The 15,428-nt window shown below is 74.4% G+C and carries 12 protein-coding genes, 2 tRNA genes and 1 pseudogene; 9 read left to right on the forward strand and 6 right to left on the reverse strand.

All coding sequences use genetic code 11. The features are described from left to right. Positions 1-113 precede the first annotated feature (113 nt). A tRNA-Glu gene (locus BDZ31_RS18045) sits at positions 114-186 on the reverse strand. Between the two features lie 171 nt (positions 187-357). On the opposite strand from BDZ31_RS18045, the gene BDZ31_RS18050 reads away from it, so the two are divergent. Further along, positions 358-441 (forward strand) — tRNA-Leu (locus tag BDZ31_RS18050). 85 nt (positions 442-526) lie between these two features. On the opposite strand, the gene BDZ31_RS18055 is transcribed toward BDZ31_RS18050, so the two are convergent. Together BDZ31_RS18055 and BDZ31_RS18060 are read right to left on the reverse strand one after the other, a co-directional pair. Then, entirely contained in the window at positions 527-2,338 is a 1,812-nt protein-coding gene (locus tag BDZ31_RS18055; RefSeq protein ID WP_183343760.1) for a Kelch repeat-containing protein, read from the reverse strand. A gap of 132 nt (positions 2,339-2,470) precedes the next feature. Further along, on the reverse strand, positions 2,471-5,338 hold the full coding sequence (locus BDZ31_RS18060; protein ID WP_183343761.1) for an ATP-binding protein: 2,868 nt from the start codon (positions 5,336-5,338) through the stop codon (positions 2,471-2,473). Between the two features lie 154 nt (positions 5,339-5,492). On the opposite strand from BDZ31_RS18060, the gene BDZ31_RS18065 reads away from it, so the two are divergent. Both BDZ31_RS18065 and BDZ31_RS18070 read left to right on the forward strand, forming a co-directional pair. Then, entirely contained in the window at positions 5,493-6,791 is a 1,299-nt protein-coding gene (locus BDZ31_RS18065; RefSeq protein WP_183343762.1) for a sensor histidine kinase, read from the forward strand. A gap of 28 nt (positions 6,792-6,819) precedes the next feature. After that, a complete protein-coding gene (locus tag BDZ31_RS18070; RefSeq protein ID WP_183343763.1) occupies positions 6,820-7,479 on the forward strand; it encodes a response regulator in 660 nt (219 codons plus the stop codon). Positions 7,480-7,499: 20 nt separating this feature from the next. On the opposite strand, the gene BDZ31_RS18075 is transcribed toward BDZ31_RS18070, so the two are convergent. Further along, the gene (locus BDZ31_RS18075) at positions 7,500-8,030 is read right to left on the reverse strand and encodes an LLM class flavin-dependent oxidoreductase (RefSeq protein WP_246345509.1); all 531 of its coding nucleotides are present in this window, start codon (positions 8,028-8,030) and stop codon (positions 7,500-7,502) included. Further along, positions 7,916-8,446: pseudogene (locus BDZ31_RS25115) on the reverse strand (LLM class flavin-dependent oxidoreductase); the annotation flags it as partial. The pseudogene BDZ31_RS25115 and the gene BDZ31_RS18075, both read right to left, overlap by 115 nt. A gap of 92 nt (positions 8,447-8,538) precedes the next feature. Between BDZ31_RS25115 and BDZ31_RS18080 the strand changes: the two are divergent. Continuing rightward, entirely contained in the window at positions 8,539-9,120 is a 582-nt protein-coding gene (locus tag BDZ31_RS18080; protein WP_183343765.1) for a DoxX family protein, read from the forward strand. 152 nt (positions 9,121-9,272) lie between these two features. Continuing rightward, positions 9,273-9,464, forward strand: a complete 192-nt coding sequence (locus BDZ31_RS18085; RefSeq protein WP_183343766.1) for a hypothetical protein — start codon at positions 9,273-9,275, stop codon at positions 9,462-9,464. On the opposite strand, the gene glpD is transcribed toward BDZ31_RS18085, so the two are convergent. Further along, a complete protein-coding gene (gene glpD / locus BDZ31_RS18090; RefSeq protein ID WP_183343767.1) occupies positions 9,449-11,083 on the reverse strand; it encodes a glycerol-3-phosphate dehydrogenase in 1,635 nt (544 codons plus the stop codon). The genes BDZ31_RS18085 and glpD overlap by 16 nt on opposite strands. Positions 11,084-11,263: 180 nt before the next feature. Between glpD and BDZ31_RS18095 the strand changes: the two genes are divergently transcribed. The 4 genes from BDZ31_RS18095 to glpK are packed head-to-tail and all read left to right on the forward strand — an operon-like array spanning position 11,264 to position 15,345. Then, complete coding sequence (locus BDZ31_RS18095; RefSeq protein ID WP_425492740.1) at positions 11,264-12,178, forward strand: MIP/aquaporin family protein; 915 nt, start codon at positions 11,264-11,266, stop codon at positions 12,176-12,178. Next, positions 12,175-13,176, forward strand: coding sequence for a dihydroxyacetone kinase subunit DhaK (gene dhaK / locus BDZ31_RS18100; RefSeq protein WP_183343769.1), 1,002 nt, complete (start codon positions 12,175-12,177; stop codon positions 13,174-13,176). The genes BDZ31_RS18095 and dhaK overlap by 4 nt, the downstream gene beginning before the upstream one ends. Positions 13,177-13,197: 21 nt before the next feature. Further along, on the forward strand, positions 13,198-13,830 hold the full coding sequence (gene dhaL / locus BDZ31_RS18105) for a dihydroxyacetone kinase subunit DhaL (protein WP_183343770.1): 633 nt from the start codon (positions 13,198-13,200) through the stop codon (positions 13,828-13,830). A 9-nt stretch (positions 13,831-13,839) separates the two neighbouring features. Continuing rightward, positions 13,840-15,345, forward strand: coding sequence for a glycerol kinase GlpK (gene glpK, locus BDZ31_RS18110; RefSeq protein WP_183343771.1), 1,506 nt, complete (start codon positions 13,840-13,842; stop codon positions 15,343-15,345). The last annotated feature ends 83 nt before the right edge of the window (positions 15,346-15,428 follow it).

Here is a 15,428-nt window from a genome sequence, read left to right on the forward strand (position 1 = left end):
TGTCCTGGCCCGCTGGCCCCGCCGCCGACCACGAGAACCTCACAAATAGAAAGCCCCGCCCGAGGCCGCCGCGCACTTTGCGCGACAGCCTCGTTTGCGGGGCTTTCTCGCAGTACCGCTACGGGGATTCGAACCCCGGTTTCCGCCGTGAGAGGGCGGCGTCCTAGTCCCCTAGACGATAGCGGCAGGACTGGTGCGCTCCGCATGAGCAGCGCGCGGAGAGGAGGGTAGCAAAGGCGTGCGCGCGCGGGATGTGCGGCCCGTCACGGAAGCGGCTGGGACGTGCGGCGGGGTGCGGGAGGCGACCGCGACGCCGTCTCGGAGCGAGAACGTGTATCTTCGCCTGGCTGGTCCCGTGCGGCTGTGGCGGAATCGGTAGACGCGCAGGCTTCAGGTGCCTGTGAGCTTCGGCTCGTGGAGGTTCAAGTCCTCTCAGCCGCATCGTGGAAGGCCCGCTCCTTGGAGCGGGCCTTCGTCGTTCTCGGGCCGGCGCGGCCCGCCGGTCCGGCGGTGGGCCTCCCTCCGCTCAGCGCAGCGTCACGGTGACGCGGCCGCGCGGTGGCGTGGCGGTGATCGCGCGGAGGGTCACCGTGCGGCGGCCGGCGCGGAGGGTGCCGCGCGCGATCGTGCGGGCACCGGCGGCGACGCGGACGCGGGTCGCGCGGGTCGCGGGCTTGGCCGACGTCACCTTGCAGGTGGTGCGGATCCGCTGCTTGCGTCTGCGGCCTCTCCCGGTCGGCTTCAGCGGCTTCGACGTGCAGGTCACGCGCGGCAGCCCGGCGCTCGCGCCGGCCGCGCCCGTCTCGCCATCTCTGCCGGCCGGCCCAACCGGCCCGACCGGCCCGACCGGCCCAACAGGCCCCGCAGGCCCCGCCGCCCCGTCGGCCCCGTCCGCCCCCGGCGTTCCGGCCGGCGCCGCGACGCCGGCGCCGGCGAGGGGGATCTCCACCGGACCGGCGGCGTCGTTGGCGTCGAGCGTCAGCGTCGCGGTCGCGGCGCCCGCAGCGGCCGGTCGGAAGCGCAGGCCGATGCGGCAGCTGCGGCCCGGCGCCACCGCTCTGCCGTCGCAGGTGTCAACCTCGACCGCGAAGCGCGAGGCGTCGGGCCCCGAGACGGTCGACCGCTCGACCCACAGCGGCTCGCGGCCGGTGTTCTCGACCGGCACCCAGGTCAGCGGGCTGCGCAGGCCCGCGACGACGTCGCCGAAGTCGGCCGGCGGAGCGTCGGCGCTCGTCGCCGGCGTGTACAGGAACAGGTCGGGGAAGGCGTCGCCGCAGTCGCAGCCTCCGATCACGGCGACTCTGCCGTCGCGCAGCAGCACCTGCGCGTAGTTGGCGAGCTCGCGCGGCATCGGCTCCACCTCACGCCACCCCTCAGCACCCTCCGCGCCGGCTCCCAGCAGCTCGCTCTCCGACCAGAAGCCGGTCGCGAGCACGTCGCCGCTGCTCAGCACGGTCGCCGCATGCGACGCCCGCTCGTAGCCCATCGCCGGCGCCGGCTTCCACCGCCCGCCGGCCACGTCGAACCACTCGCTCGTGCCGGTCACGGCCGACCACCCGTCGATCGAGCCGCCGACCGCGAGCAGCCTCCCCGGCAGCGCGACCAGCGGGAAGGCGGCGCGCGGCGTCGCCATCGGCGGCAGCGGCTCGAAGCCGTCCTCAACCGGGTCGTAGCGCTCGGCGCTCGCGGTCGCGACGTGGCCGCTCGCGCGGCCGCCGGCGATCAGCACGCTGCCGTCGGGCAGCAGCGCCGCGCCGGCCTCGGCACGGCGGCTGGCCATCGCCTCGGAGACCGGCGTCCACGCGTCGGCCTGCGGGTCGTAGAGCTCGGCGGTGTCGAGCGGGGCGGTCGAGGGCGCGAGACCGCCGACGACCAGCACGCGCCCGTCCTCCAGCAGGACGGCCGTGTGGTTCTGCCGACCCGTCCCCATCGGGGCCGCGTCGCTCCAGCCGTCGGTCGCAGGATCGTAGATCTCCGCCGTCGCCAACGAGGCGCTGTCGGCGCCGCCGCCGGCGACCAGCACGCGGCCGTCGCGCAGCAGCGTCGCGCTGTGGCCGCGGCGCGCCGCTCTCATCGCGCCGGCCGGCCGCCACGTCCCGGTCGCGGGATCCCACCGTTCGGCCGTGGCGATCGCCGGCCACGGGCTCGCGCCGCGCTGCCCGCCGACGGCGAGCACCGTGCCGTCCCGCAGGGCGGTCGCGGTCAGGGCGTTGCGTTCGATCGACATCGGCGAGCCGGTCGACCATCCCGCCGCCGCCTGCGCGTTCGCGGGCGTCAGCGCGACCAGCAGGAGGGCCGTCACCGCTCCCGCGACCGCTCTCGTCCACGTCGATCTCATCCGGCTTCTCCTTCGCTTGGGGACAGGTCCACCCCGTCCTTTCGGCGGCAGCGCCGGAGGCCTGAGAAAGAGTGCGGTCGGGCGGCGAAAACCTCTCGGTCCCGCCGGCCGGACGCGGCGGCCGGCGCCCGCTCAGCGACCGTCGCGCAGCGCCGCGGCCAATCTGGCGCGCGAGTCGATCCCGAGCTTGCGGTAGCTGCGCGTCAGGTGCAGCTCGACGGTCCGCACGGCGAGGAACTCGCGCTCGGCGATCGCGCGGTTGGAGAGCCCCTCTGCAGCCAGCCCGGCGATCCGCCGCTCGCTCGGCGTCAGCGCCCCGACGCCGCTCGACCGCAGGCGCCGCGGCCGCGCCCCGGCTCTCACCAGCGCCGCCCGCAGCGAGTGGACCAGCGGCGCCGCGCCGCAGGCCGCCGCCCCGTCGAGCGCCGCGCGCAGCAGCTCGCGCGCGACCGCGAGGTCGCCCTCGCCGCCGACCGCCGCCCGCTCGGCGCCGAGCGCCTCCAGCGCACGCACCCGTTCCAACCGCGCCTCCGACCGCTCCCCCAGCGCGACCGCCTCCTCCAGCAGCTCCCGCCGCCGCGCCCCGTCGTCGCTCAGCGCGGCGACGGTCCGCAGCGCCATGCTGAGGTTGCGCGGCCCGCCCCACGCACGCGCGATCTCCAGCTCCTCGTGCGCCAGCCGCCGCGCCTCGGCGCCGTCGCCCTCGACCGCCGCCAGCCGCGCCAGCCCCGCCCGCCAGGTCGCCGAGCCGGGATTGCGCAAGCCGAGCAGCTCATGGCGCTCGCGGCATGCCTCCAGCGCTCGTCTCGCGGCCGGCAGGTCTCCGGCGAGCGCGTGCAGCCGCCCCTCGCTCGCCAGCAGCGGCCCGTACAGCGTCGTCTCCCCCATCGGCTCCGGCTCGTGCCAGCGCGCGAAGGCGTCGCGGGCCTCTGCGACCGCTCCGCGCGCGACGCGGCACTCGATCAGCACCGACAGCGCGACCGCGCTGCCGAGGCCGCGGCCGCTGCGCGACGACAGCCGCACCGCCAGCGTCGCGTCCTCCTCGGCCGCCGCCAGCGCCCCGCGGCGGTAGCCGGCCCACGAGCGCCAGCAGGCCGCCAGCGCCAGCCCGCTGACCGAACCGCGCCGCCGCGCCTCCTCCATCGCCGCCGTCAGATGGTTCTCCGCCGAGGCGAGCCGGTCGGCCATCGTCAGCGCCGCCGCGGCGCTGTGGATCAGCGGCGCGTCGGCGGTCGCGACCGCGAGCGTCGCGCCGCCGGCGAGCGCGCGCTCGGCCAGCTCGGCCGTCTCCTCGGCGCTGCGCGCGACCGCCATCGCCCAATGCCAGACGATTCCTGCCAGCACCAGCCGCTCGCCGACCGTCGCCCCGGCCGTGACCTGCGCGAGCAGCGCCTCGGCCCGGGGCGGCACCAGCCGCGCCCGCTCGAGGCTGGTGTTGCCGGCCGTCAGCGCTTCGGCCTCCAGCCGCAGCAGCAGCTCCGAGTCGCCGAGGCCGCGCGCCGCCCGCACGCCGCGGTCGAGCGTCGCCAGCGCCGGGATCGGCCGCTCCGCCAGCACCAGCACGCGCCCCAGCTCCAGCGCGGCGACGGCACGCGCCGCGTCGTCGGGCGCAGCGTCGAGCGCGGCGGTCAGGTCCTCCTCCGCGCCCGGCCCCAGCTGCGCCGCCGCCGCCCGTCCCAGCTCCAGCAGCAGCCGCGGCCGCAGCTCGGCCGACGCCGGCTCGGCCAGCGCCCGCCGCAGGTGGCGGGCGGCGACCTCGGGCGCGCCGCTGCGCAGCGCGCGGCCGGCCGCCGAGCGCAGCGTCGCGACCGCCCACGGGTCGCCGCTCGGCTCGGCCGCGTCGAGGTGGAGCGCGACGATCCCGGACTCGGCCCCGCGCGCGTGCAGCAGCCGCGCGGCGCGGCCGTGGAGGTGGGCCCGCTCGCCGGCCGGCAGCTGCGCCGCGATCGACGCGCGCACGAGCGGGTGGACGAAGCGGAGGCGGGGACCGGCGTCGAGCAGGCCCGCGGCCGCCAGCGCGTCCGCGTTCGCGCGCGCGGAGGAGAGGTCGGCGCCGGCCAGCTCGGCGACGACGTCGAGCGGCGCGTCGTCGCCGAGCAGCGCCAGCGCCCGCACCAGCCCCTCGGCCGACTGCGGCAGCCGCCGCACGCGCGCGAGCACCGAGCGCGAGACGTCGCGCGCGTCGGCCGCCTCGACCGCGGCGACGGTCGCGCCGCCGTCGCGCAGCGTCGTCAGCAGCTCGCGCAACAGGAACGGGTTGCCGCCGGTGACGCGATGGCAGGCGGCGCAGAGCTCCTCGTCGGCGACGTCGAGCCGCTCGCGCACCGCCTCGGCGACCGCCGCGGCGCTGAGCGCCGCCGGAGCGATCCGCACCGCGCCGGGAACCGCGCCCAGCGCCGTCGCCGGCGGGACGGTCGCGCCGGGCTCGGCTGGCCGGGCGGCGACCAACACGAGCAGCGGCTGGTCCTCGACGCGGCCCGCCAGGTAGTGGAGCCAGCGCAGCGACGGCCCGTCGGCCCAGTGGGCGTCGTCGACGACCAGCACGAGCGGCCGCCGGGCGGCGAGCGTCGCGCACAGCCAGTGGAGCGCGTGCAGCAGCTCCGGCAGCGGGTCGGAGCCGGCGACGCCCTCCTCTGCCCCGTCCAGCAGCCGCACCGCCCGCGCCGCGTGGCCGTCGAGCAGCGCCGTGCGGGCCTCCTCGCCGAGCCCGGCGACCCGCGCCTCCAGCAGCTGGCGCACGACTCCGAACGGCAGCTCCTGCTCCAGCTCCGCCCCACGCGCCGACAGCAGGTCGAGGCCCAGCTCGCGCGCCCGACACCGCGCGGCGTCGAGCAGCCGCGTCTTGCCGATCCCAGCCGGCCCCTCGACCAGCAGCAGCGATCCCTCGCCGGCCCGCGCCGCCGCCAGCGCGGCGGCGATCGCGCGCAGCTCCTCGCCGCGCTCGCGGAGGCGGCCGGGAGCGGCCGCGGCCGGTCTGCGTCGAACCCCGATCTGCGACATCGCCGCCGCATCGTAGAGCGCGAAGCGGGCACGTCAGCGCTCCGTCGACCTGTCGGGTTATCCCCAGCCCCGGACGCCCGCTCGCGCCATGGCGCCGGCCGGCCCCGCCCCCGATCCTTGCACTACGCCGCGCCCCCTGGACCGCGAGGATCGCATGACCGACACGACGCACGATAATCCGACGATGGCGATGGAGCCGACGATGACGCTGCGACCGCTCGGCTGGCGGCGGCTCCCCGAGTGGGGGCGCGACTTCGCCTTCCACAGCGTCGGCTTCGTCACCAGCATCGTCGGCTTCTGCGTCTGGGTGACCGCCGTCTCGGTGACGCTGTCGCTGCTGGTCTTCGTGATCGGCTTCGCGGTCGCGCTCGGCTCCTTCTACGCCTTCCGCTGGTTCGCGCGGTTGGAGCGCCACCGCGCGGCGCTCGTGCTCGGCGAGCCGATCCCGGAGCGCTACCACGCGGTCCCGAGAGGCTCGGGCTGGTTTCACCGCCTCAAGCTGATGGCGAAGGACCCGGCGACGTGGAAGGACTTCACCTGGACGCTGCTGTGCGGGACGCTCGGCTTCGCGCTGTCGCTGGTGGCGCTGATGCTGTGGGGCCTCGTCGTCGGGATGGTCACGCTGCCGCTCTGGTTCTGGGCGCTGCCCGAGTCGGCCAACGTCGGGATCTACGAGGTCGACAACCTGCCGCTGGCGCTGCTGACGGCGGCGATCGGCGTCGTGCTGCTGCCCGTCTGCGGCTGGGTCGTGCGCGCGCTGACGATCGCCGAGCTGGCGTTGATGCGGCCGCTGCTGCGCGCCAGCCGCGAGCAGGCACTGGCCGAGCGGGTCGAGGTGCTGACGACGACGCGCGCCGGCGCCGTCGACGCCCAGGCGGCGGAGCTGCAGCGGATCGAGCGCGACCTCCATGACGGCGCGCAGGCGCGGCTGGTCGCGCTCGCGATGAACCTCGGGATGGCGGAGGACAAGTTCGACAGCGACCCCGAGACGGCGCGCGAGCTGCTGGCCGAGGCGCGCGGCGAGGCGAAGACGGCGCTGACCGAGCTGCGCGACCTCGCGCGCGGGATCCACCCGCCGATCCTCAGCGACCGCGGCCTGGAGGCGGCCGTGACCGCGCTCGCCGCCCGCAGCCCGCTGGCGGTGACGATCGAGGCCGACGTGCCCGAGCGGATGCCGCCGTCGATCGAGGCGGCCGCCTACTTCGTCGTCGCCGAGGCGCTCGCCAACGCGACGAAGCACAGCCGCGCGCTGCGGGTGCTGGTCCGCCTCCAGCTGGTCGACGCGCGACTGGTCGTCGAGGTCGCCGACGACGGCGTCGGCGGCGCCGATCCGGCCGGCAGCGGGCTGGTCGGGCTGAGACGCCGGATCGAGGCGCTCGACGGCGAGCTGCACGTGATGAGCCCGCGGTCGTCCGGCACGACGCTGCACGCCGAGGTACCGTGCGGGTCGTGACCCGCGCCCGCCGCCCCACCCCCGCCCGATGCGCGTCGTGATCGCCGAGGACCTCGCGCTGCTGCGCGACGGCATGATCCGGCTGCTGCGCGACAACGGCCACGAGGTCGTCGCCGCCGTCGAGGACGGCGACGCGCTCGTGCGCGCCGTCCACGGCCACAAGCCCGACATCGCCGTCTGCGACGTGCGGCTGCCGCCGACCTTCCGCGACGAGGGCGTGCGCGCGGCGCTGGAGGCGCGCAGACGGGTCCCGGGCACGGCGATCCTGATCGTCTCCCAGTACGTCGAGGAGACCTACGCGACCGAGCTGCTCGCCGACGGTCAGGGCGGCGTCGGCTACCTGCTGAAGGACCGCATCGCCGACGTGCGCGAGTTCGTCGACGCGGTCGAGCGGGTGGCCGGCGGCGGCACGGCGATGGACCCGGAGGTCGTCGCCCAGCTCGTCACCCGCCGCACCGGAGGTGGGCCGCTGGAGGACCTGACGCCGCGCGAGTCCGAGGTGCTGAAGCTGATGGCAGAGGGCCGCTCCAACGGCGCGATCGCCGCCTCCCTCGTCGTCACCGAGGGCGCCGTCGAGAAGCACATCTCGAACATCTTCGGGAAGCTCTCGCTGCCGCCCTCCGACACCGACCACCGCCGCGTGCTGGCGGTGCTCGCCTACCTGCAGGGGTCCGGCGAGCCGGCGTAGCGCCGGCCTGCGGCCCCGCCTCACCCGGGCAGCAGCCGCTCCGCCATCAGCTCCAGCGCGTGGTCGTCCTCGTGCAGGTGGTGCTGGAGCATCACGTGCGTGACGCCGGCGGCGCTGTACTCGGCGACCCGCTCGGCGATCTCGTCGGGCGTGCCGACCAGCCAGCTCTCGCGCAGCTGCGCCAGCGCCTCCTCCACCTCCTCCTCGCCGCGGCCGAGCCAGTCGAGGATCGCCTCCGCGCGACGCAGCAGCTGCGCCTCGTCGCGGCCGACGACGAAGCCGGTCATCAGCGACATCGGCAGGTCGGCGGGGTCGCGGCCGGCGGCGACGCAGGCGTCGTCGAGCGCCGCGCGGATCGCCGCGCACTGCGCCGGCGACTGGTGGACGGTGTTGTACTCGTCGGCGAAGCGGGCGGCGAGCGCGAGGCCGCGCGCTTGCCGCGGCCGCCGACGCGCAGCAGCGGGCGCGGGTCCTGGAGCGCCGTCGGGAGCGCGTCGAGCTGCTCGATCGCGTAGTGGGCGCCGTGGAAGGAGAACGGCTTGCCGGCCCAGCTGCGCGTGATGATCTCCAGCTGCTCCTCGAGCACGTCGAACCGCTCTCCGACGGGCAGGAACGGGAAGCCGTAGCGGAGGTGCTCCTCCTCCAGCCAGCCGGCGCCGAGGCCGAGCTCGGCGCGGCCTCTGGAGACGTGGTCGGCCGTCACGACCAGCTTCGCGAGGATCGACGGGTGGCGGAAGGACGCCGGCGAGACGACCGTGCCGAGGCGGATCCGCTCGGTGATCGGCCCGAGCGCGCAGATCGTCCCCCACGCGTCGAGCGCCCCGCGCTCCTCGCGGCCGACGACGGAGAGGTAGTGGTCGGAGCGGTAGAGGCCGGTGTAGCCGAGCCGCTGGGCCGTCTCGGCCAGCGCCCGCCAGTTGGGCCAGGTGACGTCCTCCTGGCCTTCGACCATCACGGAGAGCAGCATGCGGGCAACCTACCCGCGCCAACGTGGTTTGGAGCGGCCCCGCAGCGGCGAGCGAAGGAGCGGTATCCCACCTCGACGCTGGAGGCGACGCGATGAAGTTCGGCATGACGCTCGTGCGGCTGCTGCTCGGCGGGCTGATGATCGGCCACGGCACGCAGAAGCTGTTCGGCTGGTTCGGCGGCCACGGACCCAAGGGCACCGGCCAGTTCCTGGAGTCGCTCGGGCTGAGACCGGGAAGACGGAACGCGCTGGCGGCCGGCGCCGCCGAGGCGGGCGGCGGCGCGCTGATCGCCCTCGGGCTGATGACGCCGCTCGGCGGCGCCGCGGTGACCGGGGCGATGGCGACCGCGATCATCACCGTCCACGGGCCGAGAGGGCCGTGGGTGACCGAAGGGGGCTGGGAGTACAACGCGGTGATCATCGGCACCGCGGCGGCGATCACCGACGCCGGCCCGGGCCCGCTGTCGCTCGACGCCGGCCGCGGCCGCGAGCGGTGGGGCAGCGGCTGGGCGCTGGCGCAGCTCGTCGCCGGCCTCGCGGGCGCGGCGGCGATCATGGCGATGGCGAGAGCCGAGGGCGAGCAGGTCGACGAGCCGGGCTCGACGCCCGGCGAGCCCGCGGCCGACGCCGGCCAGGCCGCCGCCCAGCCCGACCCGACGACGCCCGCGGCCTGAGCGCGCGAGGGGCCGCATGAGGTCCGCCGCGGCGGGCGACCTCCGCCCGCCGCAGCGCAGCGCATGCCGCTGGCCCGCGCCCAGATCGTTGGTGCATCTTCGGAACGGTGCTACGTTGAGTTCGAAGCAAATCGAACCAAGGAGGGACGTTCATGGCCGCACGCACCGTCACGGAGATCCCCCGCCGCGGCAGCGACCGACGCGAGCGGGCCGCGCTCGGCGTCATCGCCACGTACCTGCACGAGCTGACCGAACACGGCCGGCCGCGTGACGACGACGCCGAGACGACGGTCGCCGCCGCCGAGCGCGACGACGAGCTGGCCGACTGTCAGCTCGCGCTGTAGGCGCGCGGCCGCAGCAGCTCCGCCTCGGCGCGGAAGCGGGCGGCCTCGCGCTCGGCGCGCGCGTCGTCCCAGCCAAGGTGGCGGACGGCGATCTCGGCGGCGGCGTCGACCGCGGACAGGCCGGCGTCGGCGCCGAAGCCGACCATCGTCCGCCGCGCGAGCACGTCGGCGAGCGTCTCCGCCAGCTCGGTCTGGAGCGTGAAGGCGATCTCGGCGCCGATCGCGCCGGTCTCCGCGTCGAACGGCTCGCGCAGCGCCGGGCGGCCGTTGGCGTGGTCGACGACCTCCGCCGCGCGTGTGCCGTAGATCCGCAGCAGCCGGTCGGCGGTCGCGCGCGGCAGGCCGCTGGTCGCGTGGAAGCGGTCGCGGAACAGCTCGAATCTGTACGCCGTCCCGCCCGGCAGCGGGATCTGGTGGGTGCGGCACTTGCCGGCCTTGCGATCGAGCTTCTTGACGACCGCGTCGACGACCTCCTCGGCCAGCTGGCGGTAGGTCGTGATCTTGCCGCCGACGATCGACAGCAGCCCCTCGACCCCCGGCGCGTGATCGTGGATCACGTGGCTGCGGGTGATCGACGCCTCGTCGCCCTCCGGCGCCGCCGGCAGCGGCCGCACGCCCGCGTAGGTGTAGAGCACCTTCTCGGGTGACAGCCCCGCCTCGGGGAAGAGCTTGTTCGTCTCCGAGACGAGGTAGGCGACCTCCTCGTCGGTCGCCTCGACGCGGTCGAGGTCGCCTTCGAAGCGCGTGTCGGTCGTGCCGATCAGGTAGAGGCCGTTCCACGGCACGACGAAGTACGGCCGCCCGTCCTCGACCGCCTCGGCGTAGACCGCCTCCTTCGGCGCCCCCGGGAACGGCTCCACGACGAGGTGCGATCCCTTCGTGCCGCCGATCATCCGCTGGCCGGCCGGCTCGATCGGCCCGAGCACGCGGTCGACCCACGGCCCGGCGGCGTTGACGATCACGGCGCCGTGGGCGACGTGGTCGACCTCGTGCAGCTCGTCGTGGAGCGCGACGCCGCTGACGCGCCCGCCCTGACCGCGCTGCAGCTCGGTCACGCGCATGTACGGCAGCACGACCGCGCCGAGCCGGCGGGCGTCGAGCGCGTTCTCCAGCGACAGCCGCTCCGGGTACTCGGCCTGCGCGTCGTAGTAGGCGGCGGCGCCGCGCAGTCTCTCGCGGCGCAGGCCCGGCTCGCGCTGCAGCGCCTCGGCGCGGTTGAGCATCCGGTGGCGCGACATCGACTTGTCGAGCGACAGCGCGTCGTAGGCCATCATGCCCATGCGGATCAGCTTCGTGCCGCGTCTGTGCTCCTCGTAGACGGGCAGCAGGAACGACAGCGGGTGGACGAGGTGGGGCGCGATGTGCAGCAGCACCTCGCGCTCGCGCAGCGACTCGCGCACGAGCGGCAGCTCGCGGTGCTCCAGGTAGCGCAGGCCGCCGTGGACCAGCCGCGTCGAGCGGCTGGTCGTGCCGGCCCCGATGTCGTGCTTGTCGACCAGCAGCACCGACAACCCGCGCAGCGAGGCGTCGCGGGCGATCCCGGCGCCGTTGATCCCCGCTCCGATCACGATCACGTCGAACGGCCGCTCCAGCGCCGACTGCGGCAGTGGGTTGCGCATGGTGTGAACGTTACTCACCGGGCTTTCGTCGTTCGCGGTTCGGGGTACGCCGAAGTCATGTCCGCCACACAGCCAGCGCCCAAGCCTGGCGGGACTTCGCTGTTCGGCCCCGATGCAGCTTGGCGGCGCTCAACACTCGGGGATGCACTCGGCGAGTTCGCCGGGACGTTCATCCTCATCATGTTCGGTGTCGGCTCCGTCGCGATGGCGGTGGCCGCACTCCCGGAGTCAGGCCGCGGCACGTTCGACACCGCGAGCTGGCTCATCATCGCCTTCGGATGGGGGCTCGGCGTCACCTTCGGCGTGTACGCGGCCGGTGGCATCACCGGCGCCCACATCAACCCGGCTGTAACCCTCGCGCTCGCGACCTGGCGCGGCTTCCCATGGAGGAAGGTGCCGTCCTACATCGTGGCGCAGGTCGCCGGCGCGTTCGTCGCGGCGATACTCCTCTACCAGGTGTACGGCGCCTCGATCGATTCGCTCGAACGGGCGAGAGACATCACCCGCGGCACGCCGGACTCGCTCACGACCTACTCGATCTTCGCGACCTTCCCGGCCGCCTACTTCGGCAACTGGTGGGGCCCGTTCCTCGACGAGGTCGTCGGCACAGCGATCCTCGTGTTCGCGATCTTCTCGCTGATCGACAACATGAACCAGCCGCCGAAGTCGAACCTCGCGCCGCTGATCGTCGGCTTCATCGTCGTCGCGATCGGCCTCTCGTTCGGCGCGAACTCCGGGTACGCGATCAACCCGGCGCGTGACCTCGGACCGCGGCTGGTCACGTGGATCTACGGCTGGAAGGAGATCGCCGTCCCAGGCGACTACGGCAATGTCAACAGCTACATGTGGATCCCGATCGTCGGTCCCTTCGTCGGCGGGGTGATCGGCGGTGTGCTCTACGACTTCTTCCTCGGCAACGTGCTGAAGGCGCGCGGCGTCCAGCCCGATGTCGGCGTGGAGGAGGAGGGTGTGACCGAGGTCGAGGTCGACGAGCGCGGCGCGCGCGCCGGCTACGCCGGCGACATCCCGCCCGGCCGCACCGTCCGCGACCGCGATGTCGGCAGCGACGTCCCGCCGCCACGGGGCGCGCCATGAAGAAGCTGATCAACGACCCCGAGGAGGTCGTCAGAGAGGCGTTGGAGGGGGTCGCCGCCGCGTACGGCGACCGCCTCCGCGTCAACTTCGACCCCAACTACGTCGTGCGCGCCGACTCCCCCGTGCAGGGGAAGGTCGGCGTGCTCTCCGGCGGCGGCTCCGGGCACGAGCCGATGCACGGCGGCTTCGTCGGCCCCGGCATGCTCGACGCCGCCTGCCCGGGGGCGGTCTTCACCTCCCCCACGCCCGACCAGATGCTCGCCGCGACGCAGGCGATCGACGGCGGCGCGGGCGTCCTGCACATCGTCAAGAACTACACCGGCGACGTGATGAACTTCGAGTCCGCCGCGGAGCTGGCGATCGCGGAGGGCGCCGAGGTCGAGTCGGTCCTGATCGACGACGACGTCGCCGTGCAGGACTCGACCTACACCGCCGGCCGCCGCGGCGTCGGCGCGACCGTGCTGGCCGAGAAGATCGCCGGGGCGGCCGCCGAGGCCGGGCGGCCGCTCGGGGAGGTGGCCGGGCTCGCCCGGCGCGTGAACGAGCAGGCCCGCTCGATGGGGATGGCGCTGACCTCGTGCGTCGTCCCGCACGTCGGCAGAGCGACCTTCGAGCTGGCCGAGGACGAGATGGAGATCGGCATCGGCATCCACGGCGAGCCGGGACGCCAGCGGGTCAGACTGGCGCCGGCCGACGCGATCGTCGACCTCCTGCTCGACCCGATCCTGACCGACCTCCCGTTCGAGAGCGGCGACCGCGTGCTCGCGTTCGTCAACGGCATGGGCGGGACGCCGCAGATCGAGCTGGAGATCGCCTTCCGGCGGGTTTCGCAGGTGCTCGGCGATCGGGGGATCACGATCGAGCGCAACCTGATCGGCAGCTACATCACGTCGCTGGAGATGGCCGGCGCCTCGATCACCCTGCTGAAGCTCGACGACGAGCTCGTCTCGCTGTGGGATGCGCCGGTCGACACCCCCGGTCTGCGCTGGGGAGCGTGAGGAGCCCGACGAGGAGCGTGCATGGGAGTACCTGACTGGATGCGGATGACCGCCGCCGTGCTCGAGCGCGACCGCGATCGCCTGAACCGGCTCGACGCCGACATCGGCGACGGCGACCACGGCGCCAACATGGCGCGCGGCTTCGCGGCGGTCGTCGCGAGAATGGACGGCGCGCCGGAGGACCATCCCGCGACCGAGCTGAGAGCGGTCGGCATGACGCTGCTGTCGACGGTCGGCGGCGCGGCCGGGCCGCTCTACGGCTCGTTCTTCATCGGGATGGCGACGGCGCTGAGAGAGGCCGGGCCCGAGCCGGAGCTGGGCGCGCCCGAGTGGGCGGCGGCACTGTCGGCCGCCGTCGCGGGCGTGCAGCGGCGCGGCAGAGCCGAGCCCGGCGACAAGACGATGGTCGACGCGCTCGTGCCCGCGCGCGAGGCGCTCGACGCGGCGGCTGCCGACGGCGCGTCGCTGGCCGACGGTCTGCGAGCCGCCGCGGAGGCGGCCGAGCGGGGTGCGCTGGAGACGATCCCGCTGGTCGCCAGAAAGGGGCGCGCCAGCTACCTTGGCGAGCGGAGCGCCGGACACCTGGACCCCGGCGCGGCCTCCTCAGCGTTGCTGCTGCGTGCCGCCGCGGAGGCATGGGGCGAGACGAGATGAGGAGATCAGATGGCTGAGTACGTCGGTGCGATCGACCAGGGAACCTCGAGCTCCCGCTTCATCATCTTCGACACGGACGGCAACATCGTCGGCGTCGGCCAACGCGAGCACAGACAGATCCACCCGAGAGCCGGCTGGGTCGAGCACGACCCGGACGAGATCCGCCAGCGGATCAGAGAGGTGATCGCCGAGGCGCTCGGCAGATCGGACGTGAGGCCGCGTGAGATCAAGGCGATCGGCATCACCAACCAGCGCGAGACGACCGTGCTGTGGGACAAGAACACCGGCAAACCGGTCTACAACGCGATCGTCTGGCAGGACACGCGCACCTCCGGGATCGTCGCCGAGCTGGCGAGAGACGGCGGCCCCGACCGCCTGCGCGAGATCTGCGGCCTGCCGCTGTCGACCTACTTCTCCGGCCCGAAGGCGAAGTGGATCCTCGACAACGTCGAGGGCGTGCGGGAGAAGGCCGAGGCCGGCGACGTGCTGTTCGGGACGATGGACACGTACGTGATCTGGAACCTGACCGGCGGCACGGAGGGCGGCGTCCACGTCACCGACGTGACCAACGCCTCGCGCACGATGCTGATGGACCTGAGAACGCTCGACTGGTCCGACGAGGCGCTGTCGGTGATGGGGCTGCCGAGGGCGATGCTGCCGGAGATCCGCTCCTCCTCGGAGGTCTACGGCGAGACGAAGCGCAGCGTGCTCGACGACGTGCCGATCTCCGGCGTGCTCGGCGACCAGCAGGCGGCGCTGTTCGGGCAGGCCTGCTTCGAGCCGGGGACGGCGAAGAACACCTACGGCACCGGATCGTTCCTGCTCGTCAACACCGGCAACGAGCCGGTCCCCTCCGAGAAGCTGCTGACGACCGTCGGCTACAAGATCGGCGACCAGGACGCGGTCTACGCGCTGGAGGGCTCGATCGCCGTGACCGGCGCGGGCGTGCAATGGCTGCGCGACCAGCTCGGGATCATCAGAACGGCGCCGGAGTCGGAGGGCCTGGCGGCGCAGGTCGAGGACACCGGCGACGTCTACTTCGTGCCGGCCTTCTCGGGCCTGTTCGCGCCGTACTGGAGAGACGACGCGCGCGGCGTGCTCGTCGGTCTGACCGCATACACGAACAAGGCCCACATCACGCGCGCGGTGCTGGAGTCGACGGCGTGGCAGAGCCGCGAGGTCGTCGACGCCGCCAACGAGGCGAGCGAGGCGCCGTTCAAGGAGCTGAAGGTCGACGGCGGCATGGTCGCCAACGAGCTGCTGATGCAGTTCCAGGCCGACGTGCTCGGCGTCCCGACGATCCGCCCGACCGTCTCGGAGACGACCGCGCTCGGCGCCGCCTACGCGGCCGGGATCGCGGTCGGCGTCTGGAGAGGAACCGACGACGTGACGCGCAACTGGGGCGAGGACAAGCGCTGGGAGCCGAACATGGACTCGGGCGAGGTCGAGCAGCGCTACGCGCGGTGGAGAGAGGCGGTCCAGCGGACGCTCGGCTGGGCGAGGGACGGCGACTGACGGCGGGCCGGGCCGGCCGGCTGCTGCGCACGGCGGTCGCGATGGGCGACGAGCGGGCGAGGAGCGGCACGCGGCGGGAGCGG

This window comes from Conexibacter arvalis (assembly GCF_014199525.1).
In the GTDB taxonomy this organism is placed as follows: domain Bacteria; phylum Actinomycetota; class Thermoleophilia; order Solirubrobacterales; family Solirubrobacteraceae; genus Conexibacter; species Conexibacter arvalis.

What these genes read in the sequence shown, in the direction of transcription:
- BDZ31_RS18065 (WP_183343762.1), top strand. Translation starts at nt 5,493, where the DNA reads ATGACCGACACGACGCACGATAATCCGACGATGGCGATGGAGCCGACG.
- glpD (WP_183343767.1), bottom strand. Translation starts at nt 11,083, where the DNA reads ATGCGCAACCCACTGCCGCAGTCGGCGCTGGAGCGGCCGTTCGACGTG.
- BDZ31_RS18070 (WP_183343763.1), top strand. Translation starts at nt 6,820, where the DNA reads ATGCGCGTCGTGATCGCCGAGGACCTCGCGCTGCTGCGCGACGGCATG.
- BDZ31_RS18060 (WP_183343761.1), bottom strand. Translation starts at nt 5,338, where the DNA reads ATGTCGCAGATCGGGGTTCGACGCAGACCGGCCGCGGCCGCTCCCGGC.
- dhaK (WP_183343769.1), top strand. Translation starts at nt 12,175, where the DNA reads ATGAAGAAGCTGATCAACGACCCCGAGGAGGTCGTCAGAGAGGCGTTG.
- BDZ31_RS18085 (WP_183343766.1), top strand. Translation starts at nt 9,273, where the DNA reads ATGGCCGCACGCACCGTCACGGAGATCCCCCGCCGCGGCAGCGACCGA.
- BDZ31_RS18095 (WP_425492740.1), top strand. Translation starts at nt 11,264, where the DNA reads ATGTTCGGTGTCGGCTCCGTCGCGATGGCGGTGGCCGCACTCCCGGAG.
- BDZ31_RS18055 (WP_183343760.1), bottom strand. Translation starts at nt 2,338, where the DNA reads ATGAGATCGACGTGGACGAGAGCGGTCGCGGGAGCGGTGACGGCCCTC.
- glpK (WP_183343771.1), top strand. Translation starts at nt 13,840, where the DNA reads ATGGCTGAGTACGTCGGTGCGATCGACCAGGGAACCTCGAGCTCCCGC.
- BDZ31_RS18080 (WP_183343765.1), top strand. Translation starts at nt 8,539, where the DNA reads ATGAAGTTCGGCATGACGCTCGTGCGGCTGCTGCTCGGCGGGCTGATG.
- dhaL (WP_183343770.1), top strand. Translation starts at nt 13,198, where the DNA reads ATGGGAGTACCTGACTGGATGCGGATGACCGCCGCCGTGCTCGAGCGC.